Here is an 18,606-nt window from a genome sequence, read left to right as displayed (position 1 = left end):
CAGCCGGCGCGGCGGCGGGGGCGCCGGCGACCGGCGCGCGCGAGGCGAGCTGGCCGGCGCGGGCCTCGGCCAGGGCGGCGGCGCGGCTCTGGCGGTAGAGGCTGCGGATCGCGGCATATTCGTCGAGCGAGGTGCGGCGCAGCTCGTTCATCGGGTCGAGCAGCGCGGCGCGGGTGTCGAGCAGATCGACCCCGGTCTGGACGTCGCTGATCACCCCGACCCCGCCGGCCTCCAGCATCGCCCCGGTCGGGCTGGCCCAATATTCGGCCACCTTGCCGGTGCCGTCGCGCAGCGAGGACGGGCCGAGGAAGGGCAGCATCAGATAGGGGCCGTCCTCGAAGCCCCACACCCCAAGGGTGATGCCGATGTCGGTCTTGTGCGGCTTGGCCCCGCCGCTGTCCGCCACCGCGTCGCGGGCGCCGAACAGGCCGAAGGTCGAATTGATCAGGAAACGGCCGAGCGAATCGGCGGCGGCGCGGGTGTTGCCCTGCAACAGGTCGTTGCCGGCGACATAGGGTTCCTGGAGGTTGGACAGGATGTTGTGGATACCCTCGCGCAGCCAGTCGGGCAAATTGTCGCGGTAGGATTCGGCCACCGGAACCATCACCGCGTCGTCGAGCGCCATGTTGACGTCGAAGATCGCCCGGTTGGTCGGCTCCAGCGGATCGTTGAGCGCCTCGATCTCGGCCCGTTCCTCGGGATCCTCCGGCAGGGTGGCGCACCCCGCCGCCATACAGACCACAGCCGCCGCCAGCAACGACGTCAGACGCATCCCGCGGACCATTCCTGTCCCTCTCCCGACCCTAGAAATGCATCCCGGAGGACGCTGCCCGATGGTTCCGTTCGCATGGGGCGGGGGGGGAAGTCAATAGATTCACGTCCCCCCCGGCGGTCGGCGCCCGGGGGGGACGGCCACCAAACCGTCAGTACATATGCTGACCGCCATTGACCGAAATCGTTGATCCGGTGATGAAATCGGCGTCGTCGGCCACCAGGAACAGCACCGCGCGGGCGATGTCCTCGGCATGGCCGAGCCGTCCGGCGGGAATCCGGGCGATGATCTTCTCCAGCACCGCCGGCGGCACCGCGCGCACCATCTCGGTATCGACATAGCCGGGGGCGATGGCGTTGACGGTCACCCCGCGCGCCGCCCCTTCCTGGGCCAGTGCCTTGGTGAAGCCGTGGATGCCCGACTTGGCGGCGGCGTAATTGACCTGGCCGTACTGCCCGGCCTGGCCGTTGATCGAGCCGATGTTGACGATGCGGCCGAAGCCGCGCTCGCGCATCGATTCGATCACCAGACGCGAGGTGTTGAAGCAGGAGGACAGGTTGGTCCGCACCACCTGCTCCCACATCTCCGGGCTCATCCGGTGCAGGGTGGCGTCGCGGGTGATGCCGGCATTGTTGACGACGATGTCGACCGGCCCGTATTCGGCGACGATCGCCGCGATCGCCGCCTCGGTGGCGGGAAAGTCGCCGACATCCCATTTGCGGGCGGGGATGCCGGTTTCCTCGGTGAATTTCGCGGCCGCCTCGTCATTGCCGCCGTAATTGGCGACGACGCGGTAGCCGGCGTCGCGCAGCGCCACCGAAATGGCGCGGCCGATGCCGCGGGTGCCGCCGGTGACCAGTGCCAAACGAGCCATGATCCGTCCTCCTGTCGTTTCCATCGTTGCCGGCTGCCGGGCGCGGCGGCTCTCGCGGCCGCCTCGCGCGCCCGGGCCGGGGGAGTCCCTCCGCCCCGGGGCGTCAGCGTTCGACGCAGAGGGCGATGCCCATGCCGCCGCCGATGCAGAGGGTGGCGAGGCCCTTGCGGGCGTCGCGGCGGCGCAGCTCGTGCAGCAGGGTGACCAGCACCCGCGCCCCCGAGGCGCCGATCGGATGGCCGAGCGCGATCGCGCCGCCATTGACGTTGACCTTGGCGGTGTCCCAGCCCATCGAGCGGTTGACCGCGATCGCCTGGGCGGCGAAGGCCTCGTTGGCCTCGATCAGGTCGAGGTCCTCCACCCGCCAGCCGGCCTTGGCCAGCGCCTTGCGCGAGGCCGGCACCGGGCCGGTGCCCATCACCTTGGGATCGACCCCGGCGGTGGCCCACGACGCGATCCGCGCCAGCGGGGTCAGGCCGCGCCGGGCCGCCTCGGCCGCGCTGGTCACCACCAGCACCGCCGCGCCGTCATTGATCCCCGAGGCGTTGCCGGCGGTGACGGTGCCGTCGGACTGGAAGGCCGGCTTCAGCTTGCCCAGCGATTCGGCGGTGGTGCCGAAGCGGGGGAATTCATCGGTGTCGAACCGGGTTTCCTGCTTCTTGACCACCACCGGCACCGGCACGATCTCGTCCTGGAAGCGGCCGGCCTTGATCGCCGCCTCGGCCTTGGCCTGGCTGGCGGCGGCGAATTCATCCTGGTCGGCCCGGGTGATGCCGTGCTCGCGGGCGACGTTCTCGGCGGTCACCCCCATGTGGTAGTTGTTGAAGATGTCGGTCAGGCCGTCATGGACCATCGTGTCGGTCAGGGTGGCCGGCCCCATCCGCACCCCGCCGCGCAGGAAGGTGGCGTGCTGGGAATTGGACATGCTCTCCTGGCCGCCGGCCAGCACCACGGTCGCGTCGCCGGCGCGGATCGCCTGCGCCGCCAGTGCCACCGCGCGCAGGCCCGAACCGCACACCTGATTGATCGTCACCGCCGTGCTTTCGACCGGCAGCCCGGCCGCCAGCGCCGCCTGACGGGCCGGATTCATCCCCTGGCCGGCGGTCAGCACCTGCCCGAGCAGCACCTCGTCCACCTCGGCCGGCGCCAGACCGGTCCGCTCCAGCGCGGCCCGCAGGGCCAGCGCGCCAAGCTGCGCGGCGGAATGCCCGGCCAGCGATCCGGAAAAGGATCCAATCGGGGTGCGGACGGCGGCCGCGATCACGATATCGGTCATGGTCCTGGACTCTCCTTCGGTGTTGTCGGGCGGTTCTGCAATCCATGATACATAAGAGACGCCTTTACGGTAATACAGCCCTGCCATTCGGTCATGCCATCGCCGTTCGATGACGGTCAAAAAAACCGGCGATGTGGGCTCCGCCCACCCCCGCCAAGGGCCGCAAGGCCCTTGGAACCCTTTGAGGGTCGGGCACGGAGCGGCCTGTCAGCTTGGGCGCGGGCGTTGGTCGCGCCCCAGAGGGGATAGCGATTAAACAATCAGGCGTGGCGGGCCAGCCAGCGGGTCAGCGGGCCGAGGCAGTCGGTGGCGGCGCGGCGGCCAACCAGCATGCCGACATGGCCGCCGGGCAGGCGCTCGATCCGCGCCCCCGCGATCCGCTCGGCCAGCGGCAGGGCCGAGGCGGCGGGAACGATGCGGTCGCGCGCCGGCACCAGCGCCAGGGTCGGCACCGTCACCGCCTCGGGCCGGACCGGCTGGCCGGCGATCCGCCAGCCGCCCCGGGCAACGCTGTTGGCGCCATACCAGCCGAGCAGGCATTCCGTCGCCACCGCCGCCGCCAGCGGCACCCCGTCATTGACCCAATCCTCGACCGCGACGAAGGCGCGCGCCCGCGCGCTGGAGCGGCGCCAGCCGGCGAAGGCGGAGAACTTGACCAAAGCGAGGCCGGGATCGCGCAGGCTGAACAGGGTTTGCAGCCCATCGACCGGCAGCGGCGCCCCGCCGGCCAGCGCCGCCGCCAGCAGCGGGCCGAGCGCCCCGGCCAGCGCCGCCTCGGCCGGATTGCCGGCGGCGAAATCGAACGGTGTCGCCAGCAGGGCCAGCGCCGCCACCCCGGCCGGACGCCGCTGGGCCAGCGCCAGCGCCAGCAGCCCGCCCATGCAATAGCCCACCAGCGCGGGCGGGCGGCCGCACAGGGCGGTGACGTGGTCGAGCATCGGCTCCAGCCGGCGGGCGACGTAATCGGTCAGGGTGAAGCCGGCCTCCTCCGGCCCCGGCGCGCCCCAATCGACCAGGAACGGCGCCAGCCCGCGCGCCGCGCAATAGCGCATCAGGCTGCGCCGCGCGGTGAGGTCGAGGATGTAGGCGCGGTTGACCAGCGAGGGGATCACCAGCAGCGGCGGGCCACCGCCCCCGGGCGGACGGTAATCGAGCAGGCGAGTGGTGCCGGCCCGCCACGCCGTCGGCGGGTCGGCCAGATCGCGGCGGTAGGGATGGCGGCGATAGGCCTCGATCCCGGCCAGGAAGGTTTCCGCCCGCCCGGCCGCCTCGACCGCCAGCGCCCGGACGAAGGCCGGGCCGGCCTCAGTCCCGGCGGCGGCGAGCCTTGCCGCCAGCTCCGCCGCCGCCCGATCGAGCGGCGGCTTCCAGGGCAGCGACCCGTGCCTCCAGAGCGGCAAGGCGGCCAGCGAGCCGGACAGGATCGCAAGCTGGATCGCCAGATGCAGCGGCAGCGGCCGCGGACCCGGGCGCGGCGGATTCAGGGGGGGAAGATGGTGCGGGCTCATCGCGGGGCGCCCTGCCCTCCTGCGGCGGGGAGTCGGAACCCGGAGCCGCCGCGCCGCCCAGCCCGGCGGTGATCAGCGCCAACCCGCGCGCCACCGCCGCGGCCACCGCCGGATCCCCGGCCAGCGCGGCCACCTGTCGCTGCCAGAGATCGAGATAGCGGCGCGCCAGTTCGGCGACGTCGGACGGCGGCTCGGTCATGGCCGCCAGTATAGAGGATTTGCCCGGCCGCGCCCACTCCCTGGAAAGAAACAGGCCCGACGCCGGCGGCTCACTCCCACCAGTCGCGCGGATCCTGGATCGGCGGCAGCGGCAGCGGCAGTTCGAGCCGCCATTCCTTCGGCAGCCCCAACACCATGATCGAGCTCATCATCCCGCGCTCGGGCCAGAACGGATGCGGGTTGTCGAAGTAATTGTTCTCGCGGAACACCGGCGCGATATGCCAATAGAGGTTGTAGTCGAGCGCCATCACATGGCTCAGCAGCGCCTCGGACAGCGGGCGGACGTCGTTTTCGAAATACAGCGCCGGGCGCAGCCGGGCGATGGTCTGGTGGGCGCTCTCGATCACCGATTTCTCGCCGCCATCGACGTCGATCTTGATCAGGGCACAGGCTTCGAGCCCGAAATCGTCGATCGCCACCTGCGCCGCCGGCCAACGGCCGCCGGTGAAATTGGGGTTGGGCGCCTCGTCCGCCCGGCCGACGAAGGCGTTGATCGGGCGAACCTGTTCCAGGTCGTTGAGAGCGAGGTTGGCGCACAGCACGTTGTAGGGCTGGGGATTGGCCTCGAAGGCGTAGACCTTGCCCTGGGTGCCGACCATCCTGGCCAGCGGCACCGTCAGATCGCCGATGTTGGCGCCGACATCGAGCACGGTCTGCCCCTCGAACACCAGGCAATTCATCAGCTCGATCTCGGCCTCGCTGTATTCGCCGTAGAGGTCGAGGCAGGTTGGCACCGGCCAATGGTGCGTCCCGCTATACATCATCCAGCCATGCCGGCACTGCTTGACCCGATACCGTCCCAAATCCATCGTCCGTCCCTTCCATTCTACCCGGGTACGCCAAAGATTGACCCCGCAACTCTCCGGGACGGATGGGCTGTTTGCAACCGCAATCTGGCGGAAGGGAACAAAACGAACGGCATGCTTATGGCTTCAGCCAATCATGCCCGAATTGGACGAGGGCGATGATCGCGCCGAGCAGCGCGATGATGCCGGCCACCCGGGCCGGCGCCGCCTTGGTCGCCGACGGGGCCGCCCGGCCGACCACCAGCGCGATCGCCAGCAAGGCTCCGGCAAACAGATAGGCGTCCATGCGGTTCCCTCCGCTGTCGTGGTTGCTTCAGGATAACACCGGTGCGGCCCGCTGGGAGCCCGAGACCGGCCTGACGCTGTCGCCGATCGGCGCGGGATCGAGACGCGCTCGACAGGCGAACCGGTTTCGGCCACCCTATCCCAATCGTGGGGTGGCGGGGATGCCATGAACCAGACGGCGGCGGTGAACACTGGCGGTGGCAACGTCATCGTTCAGGCGCAGGGAAGCGGGATCAATATCCAGATCGGCGGGCTGCCTCATCTCGCCCTGGTCCCGCACCACCGGCGAGGCCGCAGGCCGCGTCGCCTGCTGGAGGTTCTCAACGGCTTTGTCACCCAGCTTCCCCTGATCGGGCGCGAGGCGGAACTGGCCGGGTTGCAGGCGTGGCTCGACCGTCCGGCCCCGATCGCGGTCGCCGGGCTGGTCGGTGATGCCGGCAGCGGCAAATCCCGGCTGGCGATCGAACTCTGCGCCCGGGCGGACGCAGACGGCTGGCTGGCCGGCTTCCTCACCCATGCCGAACTGGACCGCTTCTTCGACAAACAGAATTCATCGGCGTGGGGATGGGACCGGCCGACCCTGGTGGTGGTGGATTACGCCGCCGCCAAGACCGCGCGGCTGAAGCAATGGCTAGAGGAACTGGCCCAGAACGACCGGGCCGAGCCCCGGCTCCGGCTGCTGCTGGTCGAGCGTCACGCCGACCCCGCCATCGGCTGGTGGAAGGATCTGGGTGCCGCGTCGAGCCCGGGAGCGGCGCCGGGGCTGGCCGACATGGTGGAGGGCGCCCCGCTGCTGCGACTGCCCGGGTTGGAGGCGGTCGAGCAGCGTCAGGCCCTGGTCGATGCGGTCAGGCAGGCCGCCACACCCCTGCTCCCCTCCCCGCCCCCCCTGGCGCCGGCCCTGGCGGAACTCGCTCGGTTGATCCGCGAGCCCCACCGGGTTTTCCTGCCCCTCGACCTGGCGATGGCCACCGTGATCGCCCTGCAGGCGGGCGATCATTCCCGGCTCGGCAAAAGCCGCCAGGAGATGGCGTTCACCCTCGCCGGGTTCGAACGGTCCCGCCTGCGGCACTTTGCCGCCGACCACCGGGTCGATCCGGCGGTGGTCGAACAGATGGCGGCCCTGGTCACCCTGGCGGGCGGCCTGTCCCGGGACGCCTTGGCCGAACAGCTCGCGGCCGAGGCCAGGACGGAAAACTGGCCGCCCTTACCGGGGGGCTTCGATTATTCCCTGCTGGAGCTGCTCCAGGCCGGCGGCGCGGACGCCCAGGCCCTGCAACCCGATCTGATCGGCGGGGCCTTCGTCCTGGCGGTGATGGAGAAGCAGACCCCGCGACAATCCGGGCCGAGGATCCTGCGCTGGTATCGCTGCTGTCCCGCAATTGCCGGCGCCTTGATCCGGCTTGGTCAGGACTTTGGTGACCTCCCGGCGGGAAAGCCGGGTCTGGATTGGTTGGGCGCGGTGGTGGGCTCGATCGAGACGACCGAGGACCTGATCGCCCTCGCCGTTCAGTTCCCCCAACAGACGGTCTCCCTGCGTGAGATTGCCACCGCCCTCACGGGCAAGATCGTCGAAGGGCTGCGTCAGCCTGCCGAAGCCGCTCCGGGCGATGAAGCCGGCTTTGCCGCTCGGGGCAGGCTTTCTGGTTGGCTCAACAACCTGTCGAACCGCCTGTCCGACCTTGGCCGTCGCGAGGAGGCGCTGGCGGCAATCAACCAAGCGGTCGAGATCCGGCGTGCGTTGACGGCGGCACGTCCCGACGCCTTCACCCCGGACCTCGCAGGGTCGCTCAACAACCTGTCGAACCGCCTGTCCGACCTCGGCCGTCGCGAGGAGGCGCTGGCGGCAAGCGACGAAGCGGTGGAACTATACCGGTCGCTGGCGGCAGCGCAGCCCGACGCCTTCACCCCGAACCTCGCCCATTCCCTCAACAACCGGTCGATCCGCCTGTCCGCCCTCGGCCGTCACAAGGCGGCGCTGGCGGCAAGCGACGAAGCGGTAAACCTGTACCGGTCGCTGGCGGTGGTGCGGCCAGACGCCTTCAACCCGGACCTCGCAAGGTCCCTCAACAACCAGTCGAACTGCCTGTCCGCCCTCGGTCGGCGCGAGGCGGCGCTGGCGGCGAGCGACGAAGCGGTCAAGATCCGGCATGCGTTGGCGGCGGCGCGCCCCGACGCCTTCACCCCGGACCTCGCAAGGACCCTCAACAACCAGTCGAACTGCCTGTCCGCCCTCGGCCATCGCGAGGCGGCGCTGGTGGCGAGCAACGAAGCGGTCGAGATTTGGCGTGCGTTGGCGGCGGCGCGGCCCGACGCCTTCAACCCGGACCTCGCAAGTTCCCTCAACAACCTGTCGAACCGCCTGTCCGACCTCGGCCGGCGCGAGGCGGCGCTGGCGGCGATCGACGAAGCGGTGGGGCTGTACCGGACGCTGGCGGCGGCGCGTCCCGACACCTTCAACCCGGACCTCGCCCGGTCCCTCAACAACCTGTCGAACCGCCTGTCCGGCCTCGGCCGTCGCGAAGTAGCGCTGGCGACAATCGACGAAGCGGTAGCGATCCGGCGTGCATTGGCGGCGACGCATCCCGATGTCTTCACCCCGGACCTCGCAAGGTCCCTCAACAACCTGTCGAACCGCCTGTCCGACCTCGGCCGGCGCGAGGCGGCGCTGGTGGCGAGCGACGAGGCGATGGGGCTGTACCGGACGCTGGCATCGGCGCGTCCCGACGCCTTCAACCCGGACCTCGCCAGCTCCCTCAACAACCTATCGAACCGGTTGTCCGACCTCGGCCGTCGTGAGGCGGCGCTGGCGGCAAGCGACGAAGCGGTGGGGCTGTTTCGGTCGCTGGCGGCAGAACGTCCCGATGCCTTCACCCCGGACCTCGCAAAGTCTCTCAACAACCTATCGAACCGCTTGTCCGACCTCGGCCATCGTGAGGCGGCACTGGCGGCGAGCGACGAAGCGGTAGGACTGTTCCGGTCGCTGGCGGCAGTACGTTCCGATGCCTTCACCCCGGACCTCGCTAGGTCCCTCCACAATTTGTCGAACAGCCTGTCCGACCTCGGCCGTCGTGAGGCGGCGCTGGCGGCGAGCGACGAGGCGGTGGCGATCCGGCGCGCGCTAGCGGCAGCGGGTCCCGACGCCTTCACCCCGGACCTCGCAAGGTCCCTCAACAACCTGTCGAACCACTTATCCGCCCTTGGCCGTCACGAGGCGGCGCTGGCGGCAAGCGACGAAGCAGTGGGGCTGTACCGGTCGCTGGCAGAAGCACGTCCCAACGCCTTCACCCCGGACCTCGCAAAGTCTCTCAACAACCTATCGAACCGCTTGTCCGACCTCGGTCATCGTGAGGCGGCGCTGGCGGCGAGCGACGAAGCGGTGGGACTGTTCCGGTCGCTGGCGGCGGTACGTTCCGATGCCTTCACCCCGGACCTCGCAAGGTCCCTCCACAATTTGTCGAACCGCCTGTCCGACCTCGGCCGGCGCGAGGCGGCGCTGGTGGCGATTGAGGAAGCGGTGGGGCTGTATCGGCCGCTGGCGGCGGGGCGGCCCAACGCCTTCACCCCGGACCTCGCCCGATCCTTGTCTGTCTCGGCCAATGTTCTGGAAGCAAACGGCGACACCGCCACCGCGATCGAGCGCGACCGAAGCGCCATCTTGGCCCTGACCCCCTTCGTCCTAGCTGTGCCGCCGGCTTTCGCCGGTCTGATGCGGGCGATGGTTCAGGGGTACCGTCGCCGCAGCGAAAGCAGCGGAAGCGAGCCGGATGCCGCCCTGCTGGCACCGATCGCCGAAATTTTCCAACGCTTGCAACAGGAGGAGGGCAATGATGGAGACGACGGCCTTGGTGACGGCGGCGTTTGACCTGCTGGCCCCGTATGCCAGCCAGGCCGGAGGGATTCTGGCGGGCAAGGCGGCCGAGGGTGTTGCCGCGCAAGCGGTGAAGCTGTGGGGCTGGCTGACCGGGAAGATTGCCCCCGGTGTCGAAGGCCACGCCGCCCTGGAGCGCTACAGCCAGACTCCCGATGACCCGCGGCGCCGCACCGCCGCCGAACTGGCGGTGGAGGATTTCCTGACCGCCCACCCCGATTCGCTCGCCGAGCTGCGGGCCTTGCTGGCCGAGGCCGGGGTGACGGTGACCGAGGTGACCCAGACGATGACCGTCACCGGCCACGGCAACAAGCCGGTGCAGGTCTCGGGCAGCGACATCCGCGTCAAGATCGGGTAGCGGTCGAAGACCCGAAGGGCAAAGCGCCAAGCGGCTCCCAGGGATGCGCGGATCAAGTCCGCGCATGACGGAAAGGTGCGGAGGGGACCATATCCGCGTCACGCTCGGGGAGCGGCCAGAGACCCGGGGGCCAGGAAGGGCAAGGCGCCACGCGGCTCCATCGATGCGCGGATCAAGTCCGCGCATGACGGAAAGGGGCGGAGGGGGCCATATCCACGTCAAGCTCGGGGCGCGGCCGGAGACCCGGGGGCCGGGAAGGGCAAGGCGCCACGCGGCTCCCATCGATGCGCGGATCAAGTCCGCGCATGACGGAAAGGGGCGGAGGGGACCATATCCGCGTCACGCTCGGGGAGCGGCCAGAGACCCGGGGGCCAGGAAGGGCAAGGCGCCAAGCGGCTTCCATCGATGCGCGGATCAAGTCCGCGCATGACGAAAAAGAATCCACGAAAAAACCGCTTGACCATCGCACAGGGATGGTGTTGACTTCCGTTCACGCCACCACTGCGCCCGGATGAAACCCTCATCCGGGCGTTTGGCGTTTTCCCCCTTCCCTGCCGCGAGAGTCCATGCCGACCGACACCGAGCCCGATCCGGGGCGGGGGCGGCGCGAGGGCGAGTCCGGCGATGACGAGGAAACCCTCGCCGCGCTGGCCGCCACCGCCGACCCCGCCGAGCGGATGCGGCTGATGGCCGCCCTGATGATCAGCCGCGCGCTGGCCGCCCGCGAGGGCGACGGCCGCGACGCCGACAGCCGGATCGCCAGCGCGATCCGCGCCGCCGCCACCGCCACCCGCGTCGAACTGGCCGCCCGCAAGGCCCAGAGCGCGGCCGGCGAATCCGATCAATCCCTTGCCGCCCGGCTGGCCCGGGCCAAGCAGCGTCTCGACCGGGAGAAGCCATGAGCGACGCTCTGTTCGCGCTGGCCGCCGATTGCGCGCTCGACCCGCTGCGCTGGGCCCGCGCCGCCTGGGACTGGGGGCGCGGGCCGCTGGCCGCCAAACCGGGGCCGCATCCCTGGCAGGCCGAGATCCTGGCCGCGATCCGCGACCACCTCGCCGACCCCGCCACCCGCTACCAGCCCTGTCAGATCGCCGTCGCCTCCGGCCACGGCATCGGCAAGTCGGCACTGATGGGGATGTTGTCGAACTGGGCGCTGTCCTGCCATGTCGGCGCCCGCATCCTCACCACCGCCAACACCGAGGCGCAGTTGCGCACCAAGACCGGGCCGGAGATCCGGCGCTGGTTCGGGCTGTCGCTGACCGCCCCCTGGTTCGATGCCGGCGCCACCGCGATCAAGGCGCGCGACCCGGCCCAGGCCGAGGGCTGGCGCCAGGATTTCGTCTCCTGGTCGGCCACCAACACCGAGGCCTTCGCCGGGCTGCACAACCAGGGAAGGCTGGTGATGCTGCTGTTCGACGAGGCCTCCAACATCGACGACAAGGTGTGGGAGGTGGCCGAAGGCGCCCTGACCGACGCCGACACCATCCTGATCTGGGTGGTGTTCGGCAATCCCACCCGCAATTCCGGCCGCTTCCGTGAATGTTTCCGCCGCTATCGCCATCGCTGGCTCAACCGCCAGATCGATTCGCGCACCGTCCCCGGCACCAACCTCGCCAAGATCGAGCAATGGCGGCTCGATCATGGCGAGGACAGCGATTTCTTCAAGGTTCGGGTCCGGGGCGAGTTCCCCTCGCAATCGAGCCGCCAGTTCATCGCCGAAACCGATGTCGAGGCGGCGCGCGGCCGGGTGTTACGCTCCGGGCAATACGCCTTCGCCCCGGTGATCCTGGGGGTCGATCCGGCCTGGACCGGCGAGGACGAGTTCGTCATCGCCCTGCGTCAGGGGCTGGCCGGGCGAATCATCGCCAATTTCGCCCACAATGACGACGACGTGGCGATGGCCAACCTGATTGCCCGGCTGGAGGATCAGCATCGCGCCGACGCGGTGTTCATCGATGCCGGCTTTGGCACCGGCATCGTCAGCGCCGGCAAGGCGCTGGGGCGGGCGTGGCGGCTGGCGTGGTTCTCCGGCCACAGTCCCGACCCCGGCTGTCTCAATCTGCGCGCCTTCCTGTGGCGCGAGATGCGCGACTGGCTGAAGCAGGGCGGCGCGATCGAAGCCGGCGACCGGGTGCTGGCCCAGGACCTGACCGGGCCGGAAACGGTGGCCCGGCTCGACGGCAAGATCCAGCTGGAGGGCAAGGAGGCGATGAAAAGCCGTGGCCTGCCCTCCCCCAACCGCGCCGACGCGCTGGCGCTGACCTTCACCGCCCCGGTGCGGCGCGGCCCCGCCGCCGCTCCCACCTTCGCCGCCGACGGGCGCGACGACGAAATCTGAGCGGGCGCCGCCCGCACCCGCCAAGGGCCGCGGGCCCTTGGATCCCTTTCCTTTGCCGCCTGTCGCCTGTCGCCGCCGTCGTCCCCCTCGGCCGGCGCCGGGTGCTGCGTGGGGAAACGGGCCTTGCGGCCCTTGGCGGGTGTGGGCGGCGCCCACGTCTTTTTTTCTCACCACAGGAGCATCCGATGGGACTGTTCGATTCGGGTTCGTCGATCTCGGCGCCGAGCGTGGCGACGGTGACCGCGACCAAGGCGGCGAGCTATGCCGACGGCGCGGCGCAGGACGCCTATGCCTCCTCCCGCAAGCGTTATGCCGGCGCCGGCACCGCCAGCACCATCCTGACCAGCGGCGAGGGCGATGCCGCCCCGGTCGGCACCGCCAAGAAAAGCCTGCTGGGGCAATGAGGATGGATCCGCGCGAGATCCGCCGCGCCTGCCTGGGCCGGCTGGAGGCGTTGGCGCAGGAACGCGAGTCGTGGGTCGCCCATTGGCGCGACGTGTCCGACACCATCCTGCCCCGGCGCGGCCGCTTCCTGGTCGGCGACCGCAACAAGGGCGCCCGCCGCAACCGCAAGATCATCGACAACACCGGCACCCTGGCGCTGCGCACCATGGCCGCCGGGCTGATGAGCGGGATCACCAGCCCGGCGCGGCCGTGGTTCCGCCTCGCCCCGCAATCGCCGGCCCTGGCCCGCGACGACAGCGTCCAGCGCTGGCTGGCCGACGTCGAGGCGATGCTGCGCGAGATCTTCAGCGCCTCCAACGCCTATGACGCGCTGGCGGCGGTCTATGAGGAGCTGGCGGCGTTCGGCACCGCCACGATGCTGGTCTATCCCGATTTCGACGACGTGATCGCCTGCGAGACCCTCACCGCCGGGCAATATTACCTCGCGGCCGGGGCGAACGGGCGAATCGACAGCCTGTACCGGGTCTACAGCCTCAGCGTCGGCCAGTTGGTCGAGCAGTTCGCCCCGGCCGGCCCCACCGGCGCTCGTGACTGGAGCGCCGTCTCGCCCGCGACGCGGACCCTGTTCGACAACAACCGCCGCGATGCCTGGGTCGAGCTGGTCCAGGCGATCGAGCCCAACCCCCACCACCGCCCCGGCCCGGGGCCGGCCTGGCGCAAGCCGTGGCGTTCGGTCTGGATCGAAAAAGGGGGGCCGGACGACCGGCTGCTGCGGCTGTCCGGCTTCGACGAATTCCCGGCGATGTGCCCGCGCTGGAACCTGACCGCGCCCGACATCTACGGCACCAGCCCGGCGATGGACGCGCTCGGCGATGTCGAGCAGCTCCAGGCCCAGGAGAAGGACAAGTCGCTCGCCATCCAGAAGATGGTCAAGCCGCCGCTCAACGTGCCGGCCAACCTGCGCGGCAATTCGGTGGTCAACCCGCTGCCCAACGGCACCACCTTCTATGACCTCGCCGGGGGGCCGGCCCCGCCGGTGGCGACGCCGCTCTATCAGGTCCAGCCCCGGCTCGACGAGATGCAGCGCGACATGGACCGGGTGCGGCAGCGGATCCGCGACGCCTTCTACGTCGATCTGTGGCTGATGATCAGCCAGATCGACCGCGCCGGGGTCACCGCCACCGAGATCGACGCCCGCCGCGAGGAAAAACTGCTGATGCTGGGGCCGGTGCTGGAACGGCTGCATCACGAGTTCCTCGACCCGCTGATCGACCGCGTCTTCGCCATCGCCAGCCGGGCCGGACTGCTGCCGCCGCCGCCGCCGGCCCTGGCCGGGCAGCGGCTGCGGGTGCGCTATGTCTCGATGCTGGCCCAGGCCCAGCGCGCGGTGGCAACCGGGGCGATCGAACGGCTGTGCGGCTTCGCCGGCAGCCTCGCCGCCGCCGACCGCAGCGTGCTCGACCGGATCGATTTCGATCAGGCGCTGGAAAGCTACGCCGAGGCGATCGGAGTCGATCCCCGCCTGCTCCGCCCCGACGAGGCGGTCGCCACCCGCCGCGCCCAGCGCCAGCAGAACGAGCGCCAGGCCGATGGCCTGGAGACGGTCGAACTGGCCGCCCGCTCGGCCGAGGTGCTGTCGCGGATCGATACCGGCCACCGCAGCGCCCTGACCGACATCCTCGCCAACGTCACCGGCGCCCTGCCATGAGCGGCCCGCCCACTTTCGCCGCCGAGGCCCCCCGCCCGGCCCGGCCCAGCCCGGAGGACGAAGACCTCGCCTGGCTGCTGAGCCGGCCCGAGGGACGGCGGGTACTGCGCCGCCTGCTCGGCCGCACCGGGCTGTTCGCCGCCAGCTTCAGCCCCGATCCGCTGACCCTGGCCTATCGCGAGGGCGGCCGCGCCGTCGGACTCGCCCTGGTGGCGATGATCGGCGCCGCCGCCCCCGAGCGGCTGGCCGAATTGCTGGTCGAGACCCCGTCCGCCTGACAGGCGGGCTCCCGCCCGCACCCGGCCGGGGCGATGCCCCGGACCCCCTTCTTTTTTGAAAACAAAGGGGGTTTGGGGCATCGCCCCAAGCGGGGCCGGGGCGGCAGCCCCGTAGTTTTTCCCCACAGGAGTTGTTGCCATGACCGAACCCCCTGCCCCATCAGCCGAACCGGCCGCCGAGCCGGCGCCCGCGCCGGCGGCTTCCTATGACGATCTGGTGCTGCCGGAGGGGCTGAGCCCCGATGCCGAGACCGGCGCCGCCTTCCGCAGCCTCGCCGCCGAGGCCGGGCTCAGCCGCGACACCGCCCAGAAGCTGGTCGATCTCCAGGCCGGGCTGATCCGCAAGCAGGGCGACGCCGCCCGCGACACCGCCCGGGCCTGGGCCAAGGACGCCGCCGCCGATGCCGAATATGGCGGGGCCGATTTCGCCCGCAACGCCGGCATCGCCCGGCAGGCGTTGCAGGCCTTCGCCACCCCGGCGCTGGTCGAGCTGCTCGACAACAGCGGGCTCGGCAATCACCCCGAGCTGATCCGCGCCTTCTACCGCGTCGGCAAGGCGATGGCGGAAGACGGCCGGGTCGGCGGCAGCGCCGCCCCCCGCCCCGACCGCCTCGCCGCCCTTTATCCCACCATGGTTCCCAAGGAGTAACCGATGGCCACCCTCGTCTCCACCAACCCGACCCTGGCCGACCTCGCCAAGGCGCTCGATCCCGACGGCTCGATCGCCCAGGTGGTCGAGATCCTGTCCCAGGTCAACGAGATCCTCGACGACATGACCTTCGTCGAAGGCAACCTGCCGACCGGGCACCGCACCACCATCCGCGCCGGCCTGCCCCAGCCCACTTGGCGCAAGCTGTATGGCGGCGTCCAGCCGACCAAGTCCACCCGGGTCCAGATCACCGATTCCTGCGGCATGCTCGAAGCCTATGCCGAGGTCGACAAGGCGCTGGCCGACCTCAACGGCAACACCGCCGCCTTCCGCCTGTCCGAGGACAAGGCCCACATCGAGGGGATGAGCCAGGAAGTGGCCCAGACCCTGTTCTACGGCAACGAGGGCACCGAGCCCGAAGCCTTCACCGGCCTCGCCCCGCGCTACAATTCGCTGTCGGCCGAGAATGCCGACAACATCGTCAATGCCGGCGGCACCGGCGCCGACAACAGCTCGATCTGGCTGGTGGTGTGGGGGCCGGACACCTGCCACGGCATCTATCCCAAGGGCTCGCAGGCCGGGCTGCGCCACAAGGATCTCGGCGAGGTCACCATCGAGGACGTCGATGGGCTGGGCGGGCGGATGCAGGCCTACCGCACCCACTACCGCTGGGATGTCGGCCTGACCTTGCGCGACTGGCGCTACGTCGCCCGCATCGCCAACATCGACGTGTCCGACCTTTCCACCCTCGCCAACACCAAGAACCTGCTGACCTGGATGATCCAGGCCAGCGAGCGGATCCCGGTGCTCGGGCGCGGGCGGGCCTGCTGGTACATGAACCGCACCCTGCGCGAGAAGCTGCGGCTCGGCATCGTCGAGAAGATCGCCGACGGGCTGAGCTGGGAAACCGTCGCCGGCAAGCGGGTGATGGTGTTCGACGACATCCCGGTCCGGCTCAGCGACGTCCTCCTCAATACCGAAACCGTCGTGTCGTAAGGAGCTGCCGCGATGATCCTCGACCAACGCACCCAGTTCTGCGCCGCCACCGCCCTCAATACCGGGGCGGCCGGCAGCACCCTGCTCGGCAATGTGATCGATCTCGGCCGGAACGGGCTCGATCTCGGCGGCGGCGAGCCGCTGTGGCTGGTGATCCAGGTCGCCGCCACCGCCACCAGCGCCGGCGCCGCCACCGCCAGCTTCAAGCTGGTCTCCGACGCCCAGCCGGCCATCGCCACCGACGGCAGCGCCACCGTTCATCTCGTCACCGATCCCCAGCCGGTCGCCAGCCTGACCGCCGGCCGGCGGGTCTGCGTCCTCGCCTTGCCGCCCGGGCGCTATGAACGCTATCTCGGCCTGCTTCAGCTCACCGCCACCGCCGCCTTCACCGGCGGGGCGATCCACGCCTTCCTCACCACCGCCCCCGAGGCGTGGCAGGCCGCCGCCGACGCCTGATCGCGTCGGCCGGGCTCCGTCCCGACCCGGCCCGGGCCGGGCGGAGCCCGTCTGTCCCCTTCCCGTTCGGAGAAACGCCGATGCCCCGCTACCGTCTCACCGCCGACGCCTTCATCGCCGGCAGCCGCCGCCGCAAGGGCGAGATCGTCTCCCATGACGGTCCCGCCGGCCGGGCGATGGAGCCGCTCCCGCCCGAGGCCGAGCCCGAGCCCGTCCCGCCGCCCGCCCGCGCCGGGGGCAAGGGCCGGGCCAAGGCCACCCCCGCCGGCGGGGCCTGACGGCGATGGCCGTCTCGCCCGTCGCGCTGTGCAACCTCGCCCTGGTCCGCCTGGGCGGGGCGACCATCGCCGCGCTCGACGAGGGCTCGAAGGAAAGCATCCTCTGCGCGCTGCTGTTCGAGCCCTCGCGCGACGCCACGCTGCGCGACCATCCCTGGAACTTCGCCACCCTGCGCCGCACCCTGGCCGATACCGGCGCCAGCGTCGCCCCCTGGGCCCACACCTACGCCTATCCCGCCAATTGCCTGTTCGCCCGCGAGATCGTCAATCCGCGCGGCCGGCAGGCCCCGCCGGTGCCGTTCGAGGTGGCCGGCGACGGCGCGGCCGGCCGGGTGATCCACACCGATCTGGCCCCGGCGGTGCTGCTCTACACCGCCCGCGTCACCGACCTCGCCGCCTGCGATCCGCTGTTCCTCGAAGCCTTTTCCTGGAAGCTGGCCGCTGAACTGGCGATGCCGCTCGCCAACAACAAGACCCTGATGGACATGGCCCAAAGCCAGTATGCCCGCCTGCTGAGCGTGGCCCGGGCCTGCGACGGCAACGAAGGCAGGACCGAGCCGGCCGGCGCCGCCGACTGGATCCTGTGCCGTACCGGGGAACAGCGGGGGTGAACGGAATCAGTGACCGAGCAGCTTGGCCAGGCCGAACATCGCCCCCAGCACCAGCGTGGCGTTGATCACCACCGCGCCGAGGATCGTCTTCATCAGATCCGAGCGCACGGTGGCGATCTCGTCCTTCAACTCGGCGCGCACCGAGGCGATGTCGTCTTTCAGTTCGGCGCGGAGCGAGGCGATGTCGTCCTTCAGTTCGGCACGCACCGAGGCGATGTCGTCCTTCAGTTCGGCGCGGAGCGAGGCGATCTCCTCCTTCATTTCGGAACGAAGGGCCGCGACGTCGGCCTTCAGTTCGGCCTTGGCCTCGATCAGGTCGGCCTTGCTCGCCGCCTGGGTGTCCATGAACTCGGCCAGCGCCTCGACCTGCTCGGCCGAGAAGCCAACCTTCTGCAATTTGAGCACCGCCGTCGCGCTCATCGCCATCCCTCGTTCGATCGCTTGAGCGATCCTACCACAACCCGGCGCCCCGCCGCGAGGTTCCGCCCATGACCCAACGCCTGTTCCAGCCCTCGTTCGCCGGGGGCGAGCTGTCGCCCGCGCTGTATGCCCGGGTCGATCTCGGCAAGTACGCGGTCGGCCTGCGCAAATGCCGCAACTTCATCGTCCACCGCACCGGCGGCGTCTCCAACCGCGCCGGGTTCGAATTCCTCGGCGCCGTCGCCGACGAGAGCGTCGCCCCCACCCTGATCCCGTTCCGCTTCAACAACACCTCCCAGGTCTGTCTGCTGGAGTTCGGCGAGAAGACGATGCGGATCTGGTACCGGGGCGGGCTGGTCGAGGACGCCTCGGGCAAGGTGGTGACGGTCGCCAGCCCCTATACCGCCGCCGAGGCCGCCGAACTGTCCCACGCCCAGTCGGGCGACGTGATCTATCTCGCCCATCCCGCCCATCCGCCGCGCAAGCTGGCGCGCAGTT

Annotated in this window: 19 protein-coding genes and 1 pseudogene; 13 read left to right on the top strand and 7 right to left on the bottom strand. The window is 70.5% G+C overall.

Annotation, left to right across the window (positions count from 1 at the left end; all coding sequences use genetic code 11):
- The 6 genes from ACFSNB_RS17235 to ACFSNB_RS17210 form a co-directional block, all read right to left on the bottom strand.
- On the bottom strand, positions 1–772 hold a 772-nt coding region (locus ACFSNB_RS17235; RefSeq protein WP_377318831.1), incomplete at its 3' end, for an MlaA family lipoprotein.
- A 151-nt stretch (positions 773–923) separates the two neighbouring features.
- Positions 924–1,646, bottom strand: coding sequence for an acetoacetyl-CoA reductase (gene phbB, locus ACFSNB_RS17230; protein WP_377318829.1), 723 nt, complete (start codon positions 1,644–1,646; stop codon positions 924–926).
- Positions 1,647–1,749: 103 nt separating this feature from the next.
- Entirely contained in the window at positions 1,750–2,922 is a 1,173-nt protein-coding gene (locus ACFSNB_RS17225; protein WP_377318827.1) for an acetyl-CoA C-acetyltransferase, read from the bottom strand.
- Between the two features lie 260 nt (positions 2,923–3,182).
- Entirely contained in the window at positions 3,183–4,430 is a 1,248-nt protein-coding gene (locus ACFSNB_RS17220; protein WP_377318825.1) for an alpha/beta fold hydrolase, read from the bottom strand.
- A 269-nt stretch (positions 4,431–4,699) separates the two neighbouring features.
- The gene (locus ACFSNB_RS17215) at positions 4,700–5,458 is read right to left on the bottom strand and encodes an FkbM family methyltransferase (RefSeq protein WP_377318823.1); all 759 of its coding nucleotides are present in this window, start codon (positions 5,456–5,458) and stop codon (positions 4,700–4,702) included.
- A 115-nt stretch (positions 5,459–5,573) separates the two neighbouring features.
- The gene (locus ACFSNB_RS17210; protein WP_377318821.1) at positions 5,574–5,741 is read right to left on the bottom strand and encodes a hypothetical protein; all 168 of its coding nucleotides are present in this window, start codon (positions 5,739–5,741) and stop codon (positions 5,574–5,576) included.
- A gap of 183 nt (positions 5,742–5,924) precedes the next feature.
- On the opposite strand from ACFSNB_RS17210, the gene ACFSNB_RS17205 reads away from it, so the two are divergent.
- From ACFSNB_RS17205 to ACFSNB_RS17150, 12 genes are all read left to right on the top strand, one after another.
- Positions 5,925–9,605 carry a tetratricopeptide repeat protein gene (locus tag ACFSNB_RS17205; protein WP_377318819.1) on the top strand — a complete coding sequence of 1,227 codons (3,681 nt, stop codon included), beginning with the start codon at positions 5,925–5,927 and terminating at the stop codon, positions 9,603–9,605.
- The gene (locus ACFSNB_RS17200) at positions 9,568–9,969 is read left to right on the top strand and encodes a nuclear transport factor 2 family protein (protein ID WP_377318817.1); all 402 of its coding nucleotides are present in this window, start codon (positions 9,568–9,570) and stop codon (positions 9,967–9,969) included. Before ACFSNB_RS17205 ends, ACFSNB_RS17200 begins: the two co-directional genes overlap by 38 nt.
- Positions 9,970–10,535: 566 nt before the next feature.
- Positions 10,536–10,871 carry a hypothetical protein gene (locus ACFSNB_RS17195; protein WP_377318815.1) on the top strand — a complete coding sequence of 112 codons (336 nt, stop codon included), beginning with the start codon at positions 10,536–10,538 and terminating at the stop codon, positions 10,869–10,871.
- The gene (locus ACFSNB_RS17190; RefSeq protein ID WP_377318813.1) at positions 10,868–12,307 is read left to right on the top strand and encodes an MDR/zinc-dependent alcohol dehydrogenase-like family protein; all 1,440 of its coding nucleotides are present in this window, start codon (positions 10,868–10,870) and stop codon (positions 12,305–12,307) included. The genes ACFSNB_RS17195 and ACFSNB_RS17190 overlap by 4 nt, the downstream gene beginning before the upstream one ends.
- Positions 12,308–12,492: 185 nt before the next feature.
- Positions 12,493–12,711, top strand: coding sequence for a hypothetical protein (locus ACFSNB_RS17185; protein ID WP_377318811.1), 219 nt, complete (start codon positions 12,493–12,495; stop codon positions 12,709–12,711).
- A gap of 2 nt (positions 12,712–12,713) precedes the next feature.
- On the top strand, positions 12,714–14,420 hold the full coding sequence (locus tag ACFSNB_RS17180; RefSeq protein WP_377318809.1) for a portal protein: 1,707 nt from the start codon (positions 12,714–12,716) through the stop codon (positions 14,418–14,420).
- Positions 14,417–14,698 (top strand): Bbp19 family protein, encoded by a 282-nt coding sequence (locus tag ACFSNB_RS17175; protein WP_377318807.1) that lies wholly within the window; start codon positions 14,417–14,419, stop codon positions 14,696–14,698. Before ACFSNB_RS17180 ends, ACFSNB_RS17175 begins: the two co-directional genes overlap by 4 nt.
- A 139-nt stretch (positions 14,699–14,837) precedes the next feature.
- Positions 14,838–15,347 (top strand): hypothetical protein, encoded by a 510-nt coding sequence (locus tag ACFSNB_RS17170; protein ID WP_377318805.1) that lies wholly within the window; start codon positions 14,838–14,840, stop codon positions 15,345–15,347.
- Positions 15,348–15,350: 3 nt separating this feature from the next.
- Positions 15,351–16,343, top strand: a complete 993-nt coding sequence (locus tag ACFSNB_RS17165) for a major capsid protein (RefSeq protein ID WP_377318803.1) — start codon at positions 15,351–15,353, stop codon at positions 16,341–16,343.
- A gap of 12 nt (positions 16,344–16,355) precedes the next feature.
- The gene (locus ACFSNB_RS17160) at positions 16,356–16,799 is read left to right on the top strand and encodes a Bbp16 family capsid cement protein (protein WP_377318801.1); all 444 of its coding nucleotides are present in this window, start codon (positions 16,356–16,358) and stop codon (positions 16,797–16,799) included.
- 80 nt (positions 16,800–16,879) lie between these two features.
- Entirely contained in the window at positions 16,880–17,077 is a 198-nt protein-coding gene (locus ACFSNB_RS17155; RefSeq protein ID WP_377318799.1) for a hypothetical protein, read from the top strand.
- A gap of 5 nt (positions 17,078–17,082) precedes the next feature.
- The gene (locus tag ACFSNB_RS17150; RefSeq protein ID WP_377318797.1) at positions 17,083–17,688 is read left to right on the top strand and encodes a phage connector family protein; all 606 of its coding nucleotides are present in this window, start codon (positions 17,083–17,085) and stop codon (positions 17,686–17,688) included.
- Between the two features lie 6 nt (positions 17,689–17,694).
- Here ACFSNB_RS17150 and ACFSNB_RS17145 read toward each other — a convergent pair whose 3' ends face one another.
- Positions 17,695–18,108 carry a coiled-coil domain-containing protein gene (locus ACFSNB_RS17145; RefSeq protein ID WP_377318795.1) on the bottom strand — a complete coding sequence of 138 codons (414 nt, stop codon included), beginning with the start codon at positions 18,106–18,108 and terminating at the stop codon, positions 17,695–17,697.
- A gap of 68 nt (positions 18,109–18,176) precedes the next feature.
- Between ACFSNB_RS17145 and ACFSNB_RS17140 the strand changes: the two are divergent.
- Positions 18,177–18,606, top strand: a pseudogene (locus ACFSNB_RS17140) (hypothetical protein); the annotation flags it as partial.

The organism is Phaeospirillum tilakii (genome assembly GCF_042683125.1).
GTDB lineage: Bacteria > Pseudomonadota > Alphaproteobacteria > Rhodospirillales > Magnetospirillaceae > Phaeospirillum > Phaeospirillum tilakii.
The sequence above is the reverse complement of the archived record's forward strand: the minus strand, read 5'-3'. Positions and strand labels throughout refer to the sequence as shown.